This is a genomic window from Actinoplanes rectilineatus, assembly GCF_000962825.1.
GTDB lineage: Bacteria > Actinomycetota > Actinomycetes > Mycobacteriales > Micromonosporaceae > Actinoplanes > Actinoplanes rectilineatus.
Map to the genome: position 1 here is coordinate 1 of NZ_JZKF01000061.1, position 17753 is coordinate 17753.

Genomic DNA, 17753 nt, shown 5'->3' on the forward strand with positions numbered 1-17753 from the left:
GCCCAGCCCCACCCCGCCTCGCCCAGCCTCAGAGCCGGGCCCGCACCCTTCGGCATAGGCGACCGGGCTCTCCCCGAACAGAGAGTGGGTCCAAGCAGTGGCGGCAGGCGCACCCGATCACGGGTTTGGGGGTGATTACCGGTCGACTTTGGGCGGTCAGTGCACCCGATCAACAGAACGGGTGCGCTTACTTGTCTGGCTGCCGGCTGCCGGCTGCCGGCTGCCGGCTGCCCGCTGCCCGCTGCCCGCTGCCCGCTGCCCGCTGCCCGCTGCCCGCTGCCCGCTGCCCGCTGCCCGCTGCCCGCTGCCCGCTGCCCGCTGCCCGCTGCCCCGATTTTCTCGGTTGCTTCGGCGGCGCCGGCATACGGGACAGCGCCGGACGCAACAGCAACGAGCGGGACAGCAACGAGCGGAACAGCGATGGACGCGACAACAGCGAGCGGGACAGCAACGAGCGGAACAGCGATGGACGCGACAACAGCGAGCGGGACAGCGATGGACGGGAGAGCAAAAGACGGGGCAACGGGGCGGCAGTGAGAAGGATGCTGTGACGGGGCTGAGAGAGCGGAATCTCTCAGCGGCATGGGACACGCGGGTTGTCGGGGACACTGGGTCGCGCAAGCTGTCATGGCGCGGCTACGGAGTGGCCGCGCGGGGGAGGGTGTTTCGTTGGGCTTCATCGCGATGATCCTGCTGGTCATCGGTCTGATCCACTTCTATCTGTGGAAGCGGCTGGTTCGGGATCCGCTGGCCGCCGGGTGGCCGCGCCGCATCGGCACGGCCGTCGTCGTCCTGCTGGCGATCCTGGTGCCGCTGACCCTGATCGGGGTTCGTGCCGGGCACTTCATGTGGCTCGCCTGGCCCGGCTATCTGTGGATCGCCGTGATGTTCTATCTGCTGGTGACGCTGGTCGCGCTGGAGATTCCGCGTCTGCTCGCGTCGCGCCTGTGGGTGAGGAGGGCCGACCGGACCACCGCCGGGACGACCGACCGAGTCGACGCGCCCACCCCGGCCGCGCCCGCAGACCGGACGGGTGAATCCTCCGAAGCCGAGCTCACCCCCACCGCGTCACCCGTCCTCGCCGCCGAGAGGGACAGCGAAGACGGCAGGGACAGCAACGATGACAGGGACAGCAACGACGGCAAGAACAGCGAAGACGGCAAGAGCGATCCGACCAACAAAAACACGATTGAAAACAGTAAAGCCGACAAGGCCGACAAGTCAGAAACAGGCGATGCGGAAGGCGTGAACCGCCGCCTCCTCCTCGCCCGCGGCGCAGCGATCTTCGCCGGCCTCACCGCTGCCTCGGTCACCGGGTACGGCGTCAAGACCGCCACCGGCGGCCCGCAGATCGACCGTTTCCAGATGCCGATGGCGAAGCTTCCCCGGACGATGGACGGCACCCGCCTCGCCGTCGTCTCGGACATCCACATCGGCCCGCTGACCGGCGTCGACCACGCCCGCCGCATCACCCAGGTGATCAACTCGGTGAACGCGGATCTGGTCTGCGTCGTCGGTGACCTGGTCGACGGCAGCGTCGCCGAACTGGGTGAGTTCGCCGCTCCACTGGCCGACATCCAGTCGCGGCACGGCACCTTCTTCGTCACCGGCAACCACGAGTACTACTCCGGGTACGAGGAGTGGGTCGACGAGGTCGCCCGCCTGGGGATGCGCCCGCTGCGCAACGAGCGTCTGGAGATCGCCGGCCTGGATCTCGCCGGGGTGAACGACCTGTCCGGCGCCGAGCAGGGCGACGCGCCCGATTTCGCCCGCGCGCTGGGGGACCGCGACACGAACCGCCCGGTGGTTCTGATGGCCCATCAGCCGGTGGCCGCGGTCGACGCCGCACCCTACGGCGTGGATCTGCAGATCTCGGGTCACACTCACGGCGGTCAGATGGCGCCGTTCAACTACCTCGTGAGCCTGGAACAACCGGTAGTCTCCGGCTTCGGGCGTGTGGACGGTGTGCCGGTCTACGTGACCAACGGCGCGGGGTTCTGGGGTCCACCGGTTCGGGTGGGCGCGCCCCCGCAGGTCACGGTCATCGAACTGCGCGTGGCATAACTCATCAAGATCGGTAAGTGTGTTTGAGCGTGGCGACTCGTGGCGAAACCGTCGGCCGTGACAGGATGCGTGGCGTGGAGGTGACCGCGGATGCATACGTCGCGGACCTACACATCCACTCGCGCTATTCGCGTGCCTGCAGCCGCGATCTGACGCTGCCCAACCTGGCATGGTGGGCGCGGCGCAAGGGCATCGCGCTTCTCGGCACCGGTGACTTCACCCACCCGGCGTGGTTCGAGCACCTCAAGGAGAGTCTCGAGCCCGCCGAGCCGGGTCTGTTCCGGTTGAATGACGAGAAGCCGGTGACGAAGCGGCTGCCGGGTTCGTTGCGGGGGACCGATCCGGCCCGGTTCATGCTGAGTGTCGAGATCTCCACGATCTACAAGCGGGACGATCGCACCCGCAAGGTCCACCACCTGCTGTACGCACCGGATTTCGACACCGTCACCCGGATCAACACCGCGCTGTCCCGGATCGGCAACCTGACCGCTGACGGCCGTCCGATCCTGGGGCTGGACTCCCGCAATCTGCTGGAGATCACGCTGGAGGCCGGTGGTTACCTGGTCCCGGCGCACATCTGGACGCCGTGGTTCTCCGCCCTGGGGTCGAAGTCCGGTTTCGACGCGATTGCCGACTGTTATGCCGATCTGGCCCACCACGTCACGGCGGTGGAGACCGGTCTGTCGTCGGATCCGGAGATGAACTGGCGCGTCTCGAGCCTCGACCGGTACCGCCTGGTGTCGAATTCGGACGCTCATTCGCCGGCCGCGCTGGCCCGGGAGGCGACCCTCTTCACCGGTGTTCCGGACTACTTCGCGGTCCGCGACGGTGTCGGCCAGGCCGGCACCTTGGAGTTCTTCCCCGAGGAGGGGAAGTACCACGCGGACGGGCACCGCGCCTGTGGGGTGAGCTGGGAGCCGGAGCGCACCCGTCAGGCCGGCGGCCGCTGCCCGGAGTGTGGGCGCCCGCTGACCGTCGGCGTGTTGAGCCGGGTCGAGGATCTGGCCGACCGCCCGCTCGGTTTCCAGAAGGACACGCACGTCGAGCACCTGATCCAGCTGCACGAGATCATCGGCGAGATCCACGGTGTGGGCCCGAAGTCGAAGACCGTCGAGGCACAGCTCAACCACGTGGTGGCGACGCTCGGCGCGGAGCTGGACATCCTCCGGAAGGTGCCGGTCGACGAAATCGGCAAGGCCGGTGGCGACGAACTGCGGGAGGCGATCACGCGGCTGCGGCGCGGTGACGTCCGCCGGGTGCCCGGTTACGACGGCGAATACGGCGTGATCACCCTGTTCGAACCGGGTGAGCTACGCAACCGCAACAGCGCGCCGCAGATGGAGACGCTGTTCGACATGCCGGCGGCACAGTCGGCGAAGGAGAAGCCGGCGCCGCCCGTGGCGAAGCCGAAGGCCAAGCCGGCGAAGGAGAAGCCGGCCCCGCCGCCGTTGCCGTCGCCGCCGAGCCCGCACGAGCCGTTCGAGCCGATGCTGGCGGGCATGGAGGAGGTCGGCACCGGCCTGCTGGACCGTCTGGACGCGATGCAGCGGGTGGCCGCGTCCGCGCCGGGTGGGCCGCTGCTCATCGTGGCCGGCCCGGGCACCGGCAAGACCCGCACGTTGACGCACCGGATCGCCTACCTCTGCGCGGAGCTGGGTGTCTTCCCGGAGCGCTGCCTGGCGATCACGTTCACCCGGCGGGCCGCCGCCGAGTTGAAGGAGCGCCTGGAGGGTCTGCTCGGTGACGTCGCCGAGGACATCACGGTCGGCACGTTCCACGCGCTGGGTCTGACGATCCTGAAGGAGAACGCCAAGGCGGCCGGTCTCGGCACGGGTTGGCGGATCGCCGAGGAGCCGGAGCAGACGCAGGCGCGGGAGCAGGCCGGTGAGGACGACGCGGCATACCGGAAGCTGCTGCGGCAGCAGGACCTGGTGGACCTGGACGACCTGATCAGCGTGCCGGTGACGCTGCTGCGGGAGGACCCGGCGCTGGTCGAGAAGTACCGTCGCCGCTGGCAGTGGATCTTCGTCGACGAATACCAGGACGTCGACGACCTGCAGTACGAACTGCTGCGCCTGCTCAGCCCCGCGGACGGCAACCTGTGCGCGATCGGCGACCCGGACCAGGCGATCTACTCGTTCCGGGGCGCGGACGTGCGCTACTTCCTGCGCTTCAACGCTGATTTCGTGGATGCCCGCCTGGTCCGGCTGACCCGTAATTACCGCTCGTCGGCGCCGATCCTGGCCGCCGCGGTGCAAGCCATCGCCCCGTCGACGCTGGTGCCCGGCCGGCGTCTGGACCCGGCCCGGCTGGACCCGGAGGCACCGCTGGTCGGCCGTTATCCGGCGCGGAGCGTCTCCGACGAGGCCGATTTCGTGGTCCGGACGATCGACGAGCTGGTCGGCGGGCTGTCGCACCGCTCGCTCGACTCGGGCCGGATCGACTCCCGGGCCGCCGTCGCCGGCAACCTGTCTTTCTCGGACGTCGCCGTGCTGTATCGCACCGACGCGCAGTCCGGCCCGATCCTCGACGCGTTGTCCCGGGCCGGTGTGCCGGTGCAGAAGCGCTCGCACAACCGGCTGCGGGATCGTCCCGGCGTGCAGGTGATCGCCCGGGAGCTGCGCCACGAGAGTGGTCAGTCCGGTTCTCTGGCGTCCCGGGTCCGGCTGGCCGCGCAGTCGCTGGCCCAGCGGTTCGCCGCGCCGACGCTGGACGGCGGCCAGATCGCTCCGGAGGACATCTGGTCCGCCGCTGACCTGCTGCGGCCGCTGGCCGAGCGGGCCGGCGACGACCTGGCGCTCTTCCTCCAGCAGCTGTCGACCGGGGCCGAGGTGGACGCCCTGGACGAGCGGGCCGAGGCGGTCAACCTGTTGACCCTGCACGCGGCGAAGGGCCTCGAGTTCCCGGTGGTCTTCCTGGTCGGCTGTGAGGACGGCCTGGTGCCGCTGCGCTGGCCGGGGTCGGCGCCGACCGACGACGAGATCGCCGAGGAACGCCGGCTCTTCTTCGTCGGCCTGACCCGGGCACAGGACCGCCTGTACATCAGCCATGCGGCCCGCCGGACCCGGCACGGCAGTGAACGCGATCAGGCGCCGACGCCGTTCCTCGACGTGATCGACTCGGGTCTGTTCGAGCGGCTGGGCGAGTCCACGCCGTCCCGTCCGAAGGACCGGCAGCTCAGGCTGTTGTGACACCGATCAGCCCTCCGGTGAGCAGGGCGGGGCCGAACGCCAGGGTGCGCGACCGGCCGGTGAGCAGCAGCCAGGACGCGGTCAGGCCGCCGAGCACGTGGGCGGCGCCGAGGCCGGTCGCGACGGCCGACCAGCCGGAGAAGCCGAGGATCAGCGCGAGCACCGCGCCGAGCTTCACGTCACCGAGCCCGAGGCCCTGCCCGGGCAGCAGCGCGATGGCCAGGTAGCCGGCTCCGGTCAGGGCGCCCGCGGCCAGTGCGGTGCCGATCCGGTCGGGGTGGGTCACCGCGAGCGGCACCGCGGTGGTGACGGCGAGTCCGGCGACCAGCGGGTCGGGGAGCCGTCGGCAGCGCAGGTCGATCGCGGCCAGGACGACACCGAGGAATGCCCCGATCAGGTAGACCGGGCGGTCGGCGAGGATCGCGCCGACGAGTCCGCAGAGCGCACTCCAGCGGACCGCGCAGCCGGAGAACAGGCTGCGGAGGTGATGGACGACGGCGAGAGGTGACATGGCCGGGACGTTAGAACCCGGCCCCTGGGGCAGAGCAAGCCCGGCGATTCCGGCACGGTCCGCGACCGGGCCGCACGCTACCGTGGCAGGGCAGCGAAGGCCGCCGCGCTTCTGAAGGGGATCCCCGATGTCGCAGAACGGGCCGCACTCCGGTCAATCCTGGCCGGGTAAGAGTCCGGAGGAGCCCTACGCGGAGCCGGCCGATCCGTGGGTCGGTCAGCCGCATCAGATCCCGCATCAGCCGTACACCCCGGTTCCGTCGCCGCCGGACTGGAATGCTCCGCAGCCGCCGCCGCGCCGGGGTTTCGCGATGGGTGCCCTGGTCGCCGTGCTGAGTGTGCTGGCCGGTGGGGGCATCGCCACGACCGTGTGGTTCCTGTTGGGCCGCGACGACGAGACTCCGGCGCCCCTGGCCGTGCCGACCACCGCCGCGGCCGGCGGTCCCCGGCCGCAGACCAGTGAGGACGCCCGGTTCGCCGAGAAGGGTCAGTGCGTCCGCAACGAGGGCACGAACAACGAACCCGAGCTGCGCATCGTCGTCTGTGCCGCGAACACGTACGAGGTGCTGAAACGCATCGACGGATCGGCGAACGGCGAGAAGGACGCGATGGGTAAGTGCGCCAAGGTCACCGGGTACACGAAGTGGTACTACTACGACACCGAGTACGACGACGTCGACTTCGTGCTGTGCCTCAAGGAATTCTGAGGTGCTGTGCCTCAAGGAATCCAGCGGGCCGGGCCGCGAGGAACTCTGAGGTGCCGCGCCTCAAGGAATCCAGCGGGCCGGGCCGCGAGGAATCCGGCGAGGCTGGGCCGCGAGGAATCCGGCGAGGCTGGGCCGCAGGCGACTCTGAACCGCTCTAGCCGACTCTAGCGGAAACGCTAGACGACCCGATATTGTGCTACGCCATGGATCCGGTCCGGAACCCCTATGCTCCCGGCGCAGGTCAGCGCCCACCCGAGTTGGCCGGCCGCAGCCGTGAGCTGGGCGCGTTCGACGTCGTCCTGGAACGCGTGGCCCGCGGCCGCCCGGAGCGCAGCCTGGTCCTGACCGGACTGCGCGGTGTCGGCAAGACCGTGCTGCTCAACACGCTGCGCTCGGCGGCGATCGGCCGCCTCTGGGGCACCGGCAAGATCGAGGCGCGCCCCGATCAGTCACTGCGCCGCCCGGTCTCCGGCGCGCTGCACATGGCGATCCGCGAGCTGGCCCCGCACCACCGCGACCCGGATCGGGTGGACGAGGTGCTCGGGGTGTTGAAGGCGTTCGCGCTGCGGGCCAATGACGGCAACGCCAAACTGCGGGATCGCTGGGCGCCCGGCATCGACGTGCCACCGGCCCGTGGCCGGGCCGACTCCGGCGACATCGAGATCGATCTGGTGGAGCTCTTCACCGAGGTCGCCTCGCTCGCCACCGACGTCGGCACCGGGATCGCCCTGTTCATCGACGAGATGCAGGACCTCAGCGCCACCGACGTGTCCGCGCTCTGCGCCGCCTGCCACGAGTTGTCGCAGCTCGGCGCCCCGTTGATCGTGGTCGGCGCGGGCCTGCCGCACCTGCCGGCCGTGCTGTCCGCGGCCAAGTCCTACTCCGAACGGCTGTTCCGCTACCAGCGGATCGACCGGTTGGACCGGGAGGCCGCCGATCTCGCTCTGGGCGTGCCGGCCGAGCGGGAGGATGTCGACTACGACGCGGACGCGCTCGACCTGCTCTACGAGAAGTCCGGCGGTTATCCGTACTTCGTGCAGGCCTACGGCAAGGCCACCTGGGATCACGCCCCGCAGAGCCCGATCACCGCCGATGACGTCCGGGTGGCCGCGCCGGAGGCCGAGGGCGAGTTGGCGGTGGGCTTCTTCGGGTCCCGGTTCGAGCGGGCCACCCCGGCCGAGCGGGAGTACATGCGGGCGATGGCGACGCTCTCCGGCGACCCGGGCAACGACATGGACGCCGCGGTGCCGACCGCGGACATCGCCGCGTCGCTGGGCCGCAAGCCGGCCAGTCTCTCCCCGGCCCGGGACGCACTGATCAAAAAGGGTCTGATCTACTCCGGCGAACGGGGCACGGTCGCCTTCACCGTCCCGCACTTCGGCCGCTACCTGCGAACGCAGCCGGTGTGACCACGCCGTTACGGGTATAACGAGTTCCATGAAGCCGGTTCGTACCGCAGCCCGAGCCATGCTCGCTTCGATCTTCGTGGTCGCGGGCGTCAAGGCATTGTCCCGTCCCACCGCCTCGCAGCTGACCGCTGCCCGCCGGGTGAGCCCTCTGTTGGAGAGGGCCGATCCGCGTCTGCCCCGCGACCCGGCCGTCCTCGTCCGGGTGAAGGCGGCGTCCGACGTGGTCGCCGGCCTGGCCCTGGCCACCGGCCGGTTCACCCGTCCGGCCGCGGCGGTGCTGGCCGCCGGCCTGGTGCCGACCACGGTCGCCGGCCATCCGTTCTGGTCGGCGCCGCCGGAGGCCCGTGCCGAGCAGCGCATCCACTTCCTCAAGAACATCGGCCTGCTCGGCGGTCTGCTGCTGGCGGCCGTGGACACCGAGGGGCGGCCCGATCTGCGGTACCGGGCGGGGCACGCGGCCGATCGCAGCCGGCGTTCGGTGCGCCGCGCGGTGCGGACGGCCCGCCGCGAGGCCAGAATCGCCGCGGTCTCGGCGGCCACCGCCCGCCGCATTCCAGGCTGAGCCATTTTGCCCGGATAACAACCTTGTTGCGGCGTTTGCGTTAAAGCGGACGAGGGGCCACGCGGTCGGTCTGCGCCTTACTAAGCTCGCTTCCGCCCGGTTACGACTGCCGCCTTGCCCACCCTGCCTCGGGTGGGTCGAGCGACAGGCCGTGCCGTGCCCGGGGACGAGACGGGGGTCGCGCCATGCCGGCAAGCAGGAGGGGTGTGCGCCGTGCTGCGCACACCCGGTCAGTGGTGGTCACGCTGGGCGTGCTGGTCACGCTCCTGCTGATCACCCTCTGCCTTCGACGGTACGAGCTGAGCACCCTGACCGTCGCACATGAGGCCCTCCGGTCGTGGATGAACGGGGACGGGCTCTACGCGTACCACGTCATGGATGGTCATGAGGGTGCCGCGCTCTCCCCGGTCCTGGCCCTCCTGCTCGCGCCCCTGATGTTGCTGCCGCTGCCCGTCACCGGGTGGCTGCTGGCGCTGGCCGGCGCCGTCGCGCTGCTGCTCGCGGTCCGGGTGCTGGCCGGCCCACTCGCCCGCCGCAGCGCGACCCTGGTCCCGGCCCTCTTCGGGCTGGCGCTGCTGACCGAACCGGTTCGTGCCGCGTTCGGCATGGGACGGGTCGAGTTGCTGCTGTTCGGCCTGGTGGTGGCCGATCTGGTGGCGCTGCGCCGGGCCGCCTGGATCCGCAGTCGCGCCGCCTGGTGGCCGGGACGGTCCACCCCGGAACGACCACTGCAACGTCCCGTGCTCGCCTGGCTGCGCCGGGTCTGGGCGTCCGGCTCGTGGGCCGGCATCGGCATCGGGCTGGCGTCCGCGCTCTGCGTGACGCCGCTGCTCTTCGTCGCCTACCTGCTCGTCAGCCGGCAGCGGCGGGCCGCCCTGACCGCGCTGGTCACCGCGCTGGCCGTCACTCTCGGCGTGCTGGCGGTCCGGCCGGACGAGACTCTGACCTGGTATTCCACGACCCTCTGGGAGCTGGACCGCAGCGGGCCGCTGAGTCACGGCGACAACCAGTCGCTGGCCGGTGTGCTGGCCCGCCTCTACGACTTCCCGGCGCCGCCGGTGCTGGTCTGGTTGTCCTTCGCCGTGCTGCTGCTGGCCGTCGGGCTGATCCGGGCCCGGTCGGCGCACCACGACGGTGACGAGACGGCCGCGTTCACCCTGGTCGGGCTGACCGGTGCGGTGATCGGCCCGTCCTCCACGTCGAGCGACTGGATCTGGCTGGTCCCGGCGGTACTGATCCTCGCGGATGCGGGCCGGCGCCGCCGGACCGGTGCCCGGATGCCCCGCGCGGTGCGGTTCGCCGGGGCCGGATGTCTGGTGGCCGCCGTGCTCGGTTATGCCGTGCTGCTCGCCGGGCCGGGCTGGATCACCCGGTGGAGCGTGCCCGCGCTGACGCTGATCCTGCTGCTCAACGCGCTGCCGTGGCGGCACGCGACCACGCCGGCCGGGCCGGTGCGACGGCCCGCCCGGGAACCGGCGATCCCCGGTCCCCGCGGCGGCTGACCGTGGTCAGGGGCAGTTGACCCATTCCTCGGTGCCGTCCTGGAAGACCTGACGTTTCCAGATCGGCAGCCGGGCCTTGGCCTCGTCGACGAGTCGCGCACACGCGGCGAAGGCGGCCGCCCGGTGCGCGGTGCTGACCGACGCCACCAGGGCGACGTCACCGATCCGCAGGCTGCCGACCCGGTGCGAGACGGCCACCGCGTAGACGTCCGGGTCGGCGGCGATCTCCTCGGCCACCTCCCGCAGAACGTCCGCGGCGCTCGGGTGTCCTTCGTATTCCAGCAGGGTCACCTGGCGTCCGTGGTCGTGGTCGCGGACCACGCCCTGGAAGGAGACCACCGCACCGGCCCGCGGGTCGGCCACCGCGGCCTCGTGTGCGGCCAGGTCGAGTGCTTCGTCGAGAACCTCGGCACGGGCCACCAGCCCGGCGATGACGGTCACGGTCGCTCCCCGGAGGACAACGGAAGGGGCAGGAAGGGTACGCGGTTGCCGGCGACGACCTTGGTGCCGGGACGGACCACCACGAACCCGTGCGCGTTGGCCAGTCCTCGCAGCATGGCCGAGCCGACGTGGCCGACCGGTGTCGCGACCCGGCCGTCGGTGTCGAGGGCGGCCAGCGCCAGGTGGGTGAAGGTGCCGCGACCCGGCACGTCCGCCGCGGCCTCGATCCGGGGCAGCGGCGGCAGGGTCCGGCCACGCAGCCCGGCGAGCAGCGGTGCGACCAGGGTGACCAGGGCGATCACCGCGGACTGCGGGTTGCCCGGCAGACCGGCCAGGAACCGCGGCCGGCCGTCCGGGCCGGGCACCCGGGCGAGCAGCATCGGGAAACCGGGCCGGACCGCGACGGTGTTGACGATGTACTCCGCGCCGAGTTCGGCGAGCGCCGGATGCAGGTGGTCGACCGGTCCGTGCATGGTGCCGCCGGTGGTGCAGACCAGGTCGGCGGTCTCGAGGCCGGCCCGGATCGCGTCCACGTGGGCGGCCAGGGTGTCCTTGACCGGTCCGGTGACGCCGGTGATCCGGGCGCCGTAGCGCCGCAGCCAGCCGGGCACCTGCGGGCCGAGCGAGTCGCGCACCCGGCCGGCGCCGGGCGGGCCCTCGGTGAGCAGTTCGTCGCCGAAGACCAGCAGCGCGGCGGACGGCACGCGGGTCGCCCGGATCGTCTGGTGACCGCAGGTGGCGGCCATCCCGATCACCGCCGGGTCGACGGGCGTCCCGACGGGCAGGAGTTCCTCGCCGCGGGTGGCCTCCTCGCCGGGGAGACGCCACTCGGGCATCCGCCGCGGCTCGCCGGTGACCAGGCCGTCGTCGCCGGTGGCCGACTCCTCCACCCGGATCAGGGCGGACGCGCCCTCCGGCACCATCGCGCCGGTGGCGATCTCGACGCAGACGCCGTCCTCGGTGAGCGGCGGGGGCGTCCCGCCGGCCAGCACCCGTCCGGCCGGCCGCCACGGTCCCGGGCCGCGCACCGCCCAGCCGTCGATGCTCGAGGTGGCGAAGGCGGGCAGGTCGGTCAGGGCGCGCAGCGGCTCGGCGAGGGTCCGGCCGTCCGCCTCGTGCAGCGGCACGTCCTCCGCCGCGCCGGCCGCGGCCCGGCCCGCCTCGAACGCCAGGGTGCGCGCCCGTTCCCAGTCCACTGGGGTCATCTCGGTCACTGACGAAGCCTATCGCCGCACGTCAGTGGTCGCCGCCGCGGATCTGATCGACGGTGTGCGCCAGCAGCGGGCCGAGGACTGCCAGACCGTCCTTGGCGCCGCCGGTGGATCCGGGCAGGTTGACGATCAGGGTCCGTCCGGCCACCCCGGCCAGCCCTCGGGAGAGTGCCGCGGCGGGCACCCGGTCCCGGCTGTACGCCCGGATCGCCTCGGCGATGCCCGGGATCTCGAAGTCGAGCAGTCCCCGGGTCGCCTCAGGGGTCCGGTCGGTCGGGGTCACGCCGGTTCCGCCGCTGGTCAGGACCACGTCGACGCCGTCCGCCACGGCCTGCCGCAGCGCTTGCGCCACCGGGTCGCCGTCCGGTACGACCACCGGCTGCTCGTCGACGTCGCAGCCCAGTTCACGGAGCCCGGCGACGAGACGGGGGCCGCTGGTGTCCGCGTAGACGCCGGCTGCCGCACGGTTGGAGGCGACGATGACGCGGCCTCTCATGAACGGTGCTCCGGGCGTACCCAATCGCCGGTCTTGCCGCCGATCTTCCGCAGCACCCGGACCGCCTCCAGCGATGCGGCCGGATCCACCGCCTTGATCATGTCGATCATCGCCAGGCCGGCGGTGGCGACGGCGGTGAGGGCCTCCATCTCCACGCCGGTGCGGTCCGCGGTCTTGGTGGTGACCGAGATCTCCACTGTGGTGTCGGTGAGTTCCAGGTCGACGGTGACGCCGTGCAGGCCGATCGGGTGGCAGAGCGGGATCAGGTCCGGGGTGCGCTTGGCCCCCATGATCCCGGCGAGACGGGCCACCGCGATCGCGTCACCTTTCGGCAGGCCGTCGCCGCGCAGCAGCGCGACGACCTCGGCGGTGGTCCGGACACGACCGGCGGCGATGGCACGCCGGGCGCTCACCTCCTTGGCCGAGACGTCGACCATGCGCGCGGCACCGGTCTCGTCGACATGGGTGAGGGAGTGGGATTCGTGGGGCATACCGGGAGCTTATAGAGATCCGGCGGTGGTCACGTTCGCGTCTCGGCCGTATGGGCTTCACACTTTGTCCACGCCCTGGAGTCATGCTTCGGCACTGGTCAGCACATCGGGGATCACTGCGGAAACGCATTTACCAACATAAGAATAAAGCTATGAACCGTCGCTTTGAGTCGCCATTTAGGGACTATGAGTAGCCATAATGCGATCGGTTCTCACATTCTGCCCAAAACGGCATGATTTACTTGAAACAGACAGCCCCTGCCCTCTAATTTCATTCCTGTCGCGACGGACGAATGCCGGATCCCCGACAACGGATCACCGATCCGGCCGGGGAACGCACAGGATGAGGAGAACGCCATGCGTGGCAGCAACGAGTGGGGCTGAAAAACGAGGGGTGCGCGGAATCGCACCCATGAATAGCCTTGAGCGACCACCTGATTGCGCTCGGCGACGGGACATCATGACGACGACCAGCACCAACGACGACGTGACCGATCAGCAGCTCCGGCTGCTCATCGGTCTCGTCGTCGTTCTGGGGTCGACCGCCGGGGTGATCTGGTTGCTGTACGGCCTGCGTTACCCGGCCCCGCACCCGCCGCTCGGCGCGCTCGCGCTGCTGACGGTCGCGGTGGTGGCCGCCAACCGGATCCGGGTCTACGTCCGGGTCCGGTCCAGTCTCGACGGCACCACCTGGGGCGAGATCCCGGTCCTCGTCGGCCTGGTGCTGATGCCGACCCACTGGGTCGTGCTCTGCGCGGTCACCGGACTGGCCGTGCTGCGGCTGGCCACCCGGACCAGCACCCGCAAACTCCTGTTCGGCCTGGCCAAGGAGTCGTTGACCGCCAGCGCCGCCGGGGCGGTGTTCCTCGCCTTCGGGGTGCGGCCCGACCTCGACGACCCGGTCTTCCCGGCCACCGCCGTGATCGTCGCCCTCACCGCCTTCAGCCTGGTCGACCAGCTGGTCTTCCTCCCCGTGATGGCCGCCGACTCTCGGACCAGCATCAAACTGGTCGCCCTGCAGAGCTGGCAGAGCAAGGTCATCGGCTTCCTCGGGCAGATGGCCGCCACCCTGCTGATCGTCGGCGTGCTGGCCACCGGGGCGAACACTCTGCTCCTGCTGGTCGTCCCGCTCGTTGTGGCCTGTATGCACCTGTGGCAGTCCCGCAGCGCCCGGACCCGCGAGGAACGCGAGTCGTGGCAGCGCCTCGCCAAGGCGACCGACGAGCTCAACGCCGTCGACCTCACCCAGGTCCTGCACTCCGCGACCACCCGGGCGGCACAGATCTTCTCCGCGGCCGAGGCGGCGATCGACCTGCCCACCGGCGGGACCGGCCGGACCGTGCGGGCCACCGAGGCCGAGGTCCTCGACGACGGCCCGCTCGTGCTGCGCCCCGCGCCGTCCCCACCCGGCGAGACGGTCGTCGACCTGGTCGCCCACGACGGTGGCATGCGCGTCGGGGTGCTCCGGCTCAGCTTCGGCGGCACCGTCCGGCTCACCGAGGTCGAACAGTACAAACTGCGGACCTTCGCCTCCGCGGTCTGCACGGCCATCCGCAACGCCCAGGCGTACGCCGAACTCGCCCGGATCGCCGCCGAGAACGCGCACGCCGCCACCCACGACCCCCTCACCGGCCTGGCCAACCGGCGACGGCTCTACGAACACGCCGGCCGGTTGTTCCACGGCGGCCTGTTCGCCCTGCTCATCATCGACCTCAACCATTTCAAGGAGGTCAACGACACCCTCGGCCACGCCGCGGGTGACGAGGTGCTGCGCGAGGTGGCCGGCCGTCTGCGCACCGCCGCCGCCTCCGGTGACCTGGTGGCCCGGCTCGGCGGCGACGAGTTCGCCGTGCTGCTCACCGGCCTGCCCACCCCGGCACTGGCCGCGCACCGCGCCGCCGGGATGCTCGCCGCCCTGGAACCGGTGATCGACGTCGAGGGCATGCAGATCACCGTCGAGGCGGCCGGCGGCATCGCCCTGGCCGCCGGCGCGGGCAACGTCGAGGAGTTGATGCGCCGCGCCGACATCGCGATGTACCAGGCGAAACGCACCGGCGAGCCGACCGCCACCTACGCACACGCCCGGGACACCGCCGACCTGGACCGCCTCGCCCTGACCGGCGAACTGCGCCGGGTCGTCGCCGAACAGGCGTTCACCGTCGACTTCCAGCCGATCGTCGACCTGGGCAGCGGCGAGGTCGTCTCGGCCGAGGCGACCGCCCGCTGGCGCCACCCCGACCAGGGCGGACTCGGCCCGGCACAGTTCCTGGAGTCGGTGGAACGCTCCGGTCAGCTGCCGGCCTTCGCCGACGCCGTGCTCGAGCAATCGCTGCTCGCCATGCAGACCTGGCGGGACGCCGGGTTCGACCTGCCGGTCGCCGTCAACGTGTCACCGCGCAGCCTGCTCGACCCCACCTTCGCCGGGGCCGTCCTGACCCGGCTGGCCAAGCACGACGTGTCACCCGACCGCCTGGTTCTGGAACTCGCCGAGACCCTCACCATCAGTCAGCTCGACGTCGTCGAACGCACCCTCGCCGAGCTGCGCAACGCCGGCGTACGCCTGGCCATCGACGACTTCGGCACCGGCGTCTCGTCGCTCTCGGTGCTCTCCCGCGTCCCGGTGCACCAACTCAAGATCGACCGCGAGTTCGTCGCCGCCGTCGAGACCTCCGCCGAGGCCACCGCGGTCATCCGCACCACGGTCGACCTGGCCCGCAACCTGCACCTGACGGTCGTCGCCGAGGGCGTGGAGAGCGAACCCCAGCGCCGGGCCCTGTGGCGACTCGGCTGCCTGGCCGGGCAGGGGCACCTGTTCGCACGGCCGTACTCCACCTCGCGCTTCCTCAGCGCCCTCCAGCGCGGCTCGGGCGGCCGGCCCGGCGCACTGGCCACCGCCCTGCACGACGCCGGATCCGTGGTCCGCATGCCGGTCCGCCGCTCCGGGAGATCCTCTCTGCCACACTTGCCCGCGTGACGACGACGCCCGGCCTGCTCACACGCATCAACCAAGCCGCGGGCGGACTCGCGGCCGACCTGGCCCTCTACAGCCTCTCGGCGATCTTCGCGCTGGTCACCGCACTCACCTCGACACTGCTGCCCCACCGGGCGTGGGGTGCGATCGCCGCGGTCGGCTACCTCGTCGCGGCGCTCGTCGTCGCCGTCCAGCTGGTGCTGCGCAAACCGGTCCGGCGGGCCACCCTGACCTGGGCGACGTGGGCCGCGGTCACGCTGCTGCCCCTGGTCGTGCAGGCGGTGCAGCGCGCTGCCGGGCGCACCGACCGCGCCCAGGAGGAAGTGCTTGTCGTCGAGCACATGGGCGAGTCGCTGCTGCACACCGGCACGCCCTACCTGAGCCGGCCGGAGATCGCCGGGATCGCGCTCGACGAGCGGCTGCTGGGCTACCGGCCGTACCAGCCTGGCATGGCCCTTTTCGGTCTTCCCCGCGCGATCGCGGGAGACCACTGGTGGACCGACGCGCGGGTCTGGTTCGCCCTCGCGACAGTGGGCGCGCTGGTCGTCGCGGTCACCGTCCTCCTTCGTGTACGCGGAACCGACTTCTCCCTGGTGCGGGCGCTGCAGGCGGCCACCGTCCTGCCGGTCACGTCGCTGACCCTCGCAACCGGCGGCGACGACATCCCGGTACTGGCCCTGTGCCTGCTCGCCCTGGCTCTCTTCGCCGCCGGCCGTCACACCGCATCCGGGCTGGCCGTCGGCGCGGCCGCCGCCTGCAAACTCCTCGCCTTCCCGGTGGTGGCCGTGCTGCTCGTGCTCGCCGTCGCCACCGGCCACTGGCGCCGTTTCCTGCCCGGCGCGCTCGGGCTGCCACTGCTCGCCCTGCTCCCGCCCCTGCTGGTGAACGCGGACGCCCTGATCGAAAATGTGCTCCGCTTCCCCCTCGGCCACGGCCTGGTCACCAGCCCCGCGCAGTCGCCGTTCCCCGGTCATCTGATCGCCCAGTTCCTGCCCGGTGGCCGGTACCTCGCCGCCGGCCTGCTGGTGGCCGCCGCCGCCGTGATCGGCCTGCTCCTGCTGCGCCGTCCGCCCCGCGACGCCGGGACGGCCGCTCTCTTCTGCGGATACGGTCTGCTCGCCGCGATCCTGCTGATGCCGACCACCCGATTCGGGTACCTGCTCTACCCTGCCGCGTTCCTCGTCTGGGCGTATGCCCTCAGGAACCACACAGCTTCTTCCGCCCCACGGCATGACACGGCCTTGTACCGTCAATGAGATGCATATGACCTGCCCCAAGTGTCACGGCCCGATGCGGGTCTACGAGCGCAGCGGCGTCACGATCGACCAGTGCAGCGAGTGCCGCGGCATCTTCCTCGACCGTGGCGAGCTGGAGAAGCTGTTCGCCGCCGAGGCCAACTTCAACCGTGCCGCGCCCGGTGGTCACGTCCCGCCGCCGCCGCAGCAGCCCGCGCCGCACCAGCAGCCCCACAGCCACGGTGGTTACGCGGCTCCGCCGCCCCCGCCGCCGGCCTACGGCGCTCCGGTGCCGCACGCCTACCCGGTGGCCCCGGCCTACGGGCACCACGGCCACTACCGCCACCACGGGCACTACCGTCGGCGGAGCTTCCTGCACGGCCTCTTCGACTGACCTTCACTCGACAGGCCATAGCTGCATCGGCGCCGGAGCCCTGGGCTCCGGCGCCACCCGCCGCTGCTCTCCCTCTTCGGGCTCGTGGTGCATCGCCGCTGTCGTCCGCGGCGCGCCGCCCGTGAATGCCGGACCGCGGAGGCGTTCGTCGAGCTGTTCTGCACCGGGCGGTGCATACCGGCGCAGATCGTGGCTCACTCGCGTCGATACTTTGGGCCGGACCCGTTGCGTCGATACGCGTCCGGGCTGAGCCGATTAGCCGCATCTCTACTCTTGGCCAATCTTGAGCCACCTTGCCTACCTATTCACTCCTTTATCCGGAGAAATGAATAGATGCATTCCTTCATGGAAGGCAAGACATCGGGATGCGCTTATATAGATACACCCGCGCAGCAGAAGGCGGACACGCCCGCATCCATCGGGCACTGATGCACGTTCACGACCACCTCGCCCACCAGCGACTCTTCAAGCGGTCGCCCATCCGCTGGCGAGGGGTGTCCGAAAAGTGGGATGAGCGCACGCGGCGCGGCGCCCCCTGCACCCACTCCGCACCGACAGCGGGTCACCGA

The 17753-nt window shown here is 71.1% G+C and carries 14 protein-coding genes; 9 read left to right on the plus strand and 5 right to left on the minus strand.

The window, feature by feature from the left end; genetic code table 11:
* Positions 1 to 669 precede the first annotated feature (669 nt).
* Positions 670 to 2064: a metallophosphoesterase gene (locus WH85_RS32920; RefSeq protein WP_063775568.1), complete on the plus strand. Its 1395-nt coding sequence runs from the start codon at positions 670 to 672 to the stop codon at positions 2062 to 2064.
* A gap of 65 nt (positions 2065 to 2129) precedes the next feature.
* Entirely contained in the window at positions 2130 to 5255 is a 3126-nt protein-coding gene (locus WH85_RS32925; protein ID WP_045745983.1) for a UvrD-helicase domain-containing protein, read from the plus strand.
* Here the strand turns inward: WH85_RS32925 and WH85_RS32930 are convergent.
* Positions 5242 to 5766 (minus strand): prepilin peptidase, encoded by a 525-nt coding sequence (locus WH85_RS32930; protein WP_083449432.1) that lies wholly within the window; start codon positions 5764 to 5766, stop codon positions 5242 to 5244. The two genes, WH85_RS32925 and WH85_RS32930, sit on opposite strands and share 14 nt — an antisense overlap.
* A gap of 127 nt (positions 5767 to 5893) precedes the next feature.
* On the opposite strand from WH85_RS32930, the gene WH85_RS32935 reads away from it, so the two are divergent.
* The 4 genes from WH85_RS32935 (at position 5894) to WH85_RS32950 (ending at position 9945) form a co-directional block, all read left to right on the plus strand.
* Positions 5894 to 6472, plus strand: coding sequence for an LppU/SCO3897 family protein (locus WH85_RS32935; RefSeq protein WP_052720979.1), 579 nt, complete (start codon positions 5894 to 5896; stop codon positions 6470 to 6472).
* 203 nt (positions 6473 to 6675) lie between these two features.
* Entirely contained in the window at positions 6676 to 7881 is a 1206-nt protein-coding gene (locus WH85_RS32940) for an ATP-binding protein (protein WP_045745984.1), read from the plus strand.
* 28 nt (positions 7882 to 7909) lie between these two features.
* Positions 7910 to 8443, plus strand: coding sequence for a DoxX family membrane protein (locus WH85_RS32945; protein WP_045745985.1), 534 nt, complete (start codon positions 7910 to 7912; stop codon positions 8441 to 8443).
* 206 nt (positions 8444 to 8649) lie between these two features.
* A complete protein-coding gene (locus WH85_RS32950) occupies positions 8650 to 9945 on the plus strand; it encodes a glycosyltransferase 87 family protein (RefSeq protein WP_245674198.1) in 1296 nt (431 codons plus the stop codon).
* 6 nt (positions 9946 to 9951) lie between these two features.
* Here the strand turns inward: WH85_RS32950 and WH85_RS32955 are convergent, their stop codons facing one another.
* Genes WH85_RS32955 through moaC form a run of 4 tightly spaced genes read right to left on the minus strand, consistent with a single transcriptional unit; the run spans position 9952 to position 12584 of the window.
* A complete protein-coding gene (locus WH85_RS32955; RefSeq protein WP_157411362.1) occupies positions 9952 to 10377 on the minus strand; it encodes a molybdenum cofactor biosynthesis protein MoaE in 426 nt (141 codons plus the stop codon).
* A gap of 5 nt (positions 10378 to 10382) precedes the next feature.
* Positions 10383 to 11591, minus strand: a complete 1209-nt coding sequence (locus WH85_RS32960; protein WP_045746023.1) for a molybdopterin molybdotransferase MoeA — start codon at positions 11589 to 11591, stop codon at positions 10383 to 10385.
* A 31-nt stretch (positions 11592 to 11622) separates the two neighbouring features.
* Positions 11623 to 12093 (minus strand): MogA/MoaB family molybdenum cofactor biosynthesis protein, encoded by a 471-nt coding sequence (locus tag WH85_RS32965; RefSeq protein WP_045745988.1) that lies wholly within the window; start codon positions 12091 to 12093, stop codon positions 11623 to 11625.
* Positions 12090 to 12584 (minus strand): cyclic pyranopterin monophosphate synthase MoaC, encoded by a 495-nt coding sequence (moaC, locus tag WH85_RS32970; protein ID WP_045745989.1) that lies wholly within the window; start codon positions 12582 to 12584, stop codon positions 12090 to 12092. Before moaC ends, WH85_RS32965 begins: the two co-directional genes overlap by 4 nt.
* Positions 12585 to 13044: 460 nt before the next feature.
* Here moaC and WH85_RS32975 point away from each other — a divergent pair, with 460 nt between their 5' ends.
* From WH85_RS32975 to WH85_RS32985, 3 genes are read left to right on the plus strand one after another with little or no spacing between them, the layout of a single operon-like run.
* Positions 13045 to 15558: a putative bifunctional diguanylate cyclase/phosphodiesterase gene (locus tag WH85_RS32975; RefSeq protein ID WP_045745990.1), complete on the plus strand. Its 2514-nt coding sequence runs from the start codon at positions 13045 to 13047 to the stop codon at positions 15556 to 15558.
* Positions 15555 to 16811, plus strand: coding sequence for a glycosyltransferase 87 family protein (locus tag WH85_RS32980; protein WP_045745991.1), 1257 nt, complete (start codon positions 15555 to 15557; stop codon positions 16809 to 16811). The genes WH85_RS32975 and WH85_RS32980 overlap by 4 nt, the downstream gene beginning before the upstream one ends.
* 1 nt (position 16812) lies before the next feature.
* The gene (locus WH85_RS32985) at positions 16813 to 17184 is read left to right on the plus strand and encodes a TFIIB-type zinc ribbon-containing protein (RefSeq protein ID WP_045745992.1); all 372 of its coding nucleotides are present in this window, start codon (positions 16813 to 16815) and stop codon (positions 17182 to 17184) included.
* Positions 17185 to 17753: the final 569 nt, after the last annotated feature.

Bases quoted from the DNA above. Each gene is read 5' to 3' on its own strand.
- WH85_RS32925 (WP_045745983.1), top strand. From the start codon at position 2,130: ATGCGTGGCGTGGAGGTGACCGCGGATGCATACGTCGCGGACCTACAC.
- WH85_RS32930 (WP_083449432.1), bottom strand. From the start codon at position 5,766: ATGTCACCTCTCGCCGTCGTCCATCACCTCCGCAGCCTGTTCTCCGGC.
- WH85_RS32935 (WP_052720979.1), top strand. From the start codon at position 5,894: ATGTCGCAGAACGGGCCGCACTCCGGTCAATCCTGGCCGGGTAAGAGT.
- WH85_RS32940 (WP_045745984.1), top strand. From the start codon at position 6,676: ATGGATCCGGTCCGGAACCCCTATGCTCCCGGCGCAGGTCAGCGCCCA.
- WH85_RS32945 (WP_045745985.1), top strand. From the start codon at position 7,910: ATGAAGCCGGTTCGTACCGCAGCCCGAGCCATGCTCGCTTCGATCTTC.
- WH85_RS32960 (WP_045746023.1), bottom strand. From the start codon at position 11,591: ATGACCCCAGTGGACTGGGAACGGGCGCGCACCCTGGCGTTCGAGGCG.
- WH85_RS32965 (WP_045745988.1), bottom strand. From the start codon at position 12,093: ATGAGAGGCCGCGTCATCGTCGCCTCCAACCGTGCGGCAGCCGGCGTC.
- moaC (WP_045745989.1), bottom strand. From the start codon at position 12,584: ATGCCCCACGAATCCCACTCCCTCACCCATGTCGACGAGACCGGTGCC.
- WH85_RS32975 (WP_045745990.1), top strand. From the start codon at position 13,045: ATGACGACGACCAGCACCAACGACGACGTGACCGATCAGCAGCTCCGG.
- WH85_RS32985 (WP_045745992.1), top strand. From the start codon at position 16,813: ATGCATATGACCTGCCCCAAGTGTCACGGCCCGATGCGGGTCTACGAG.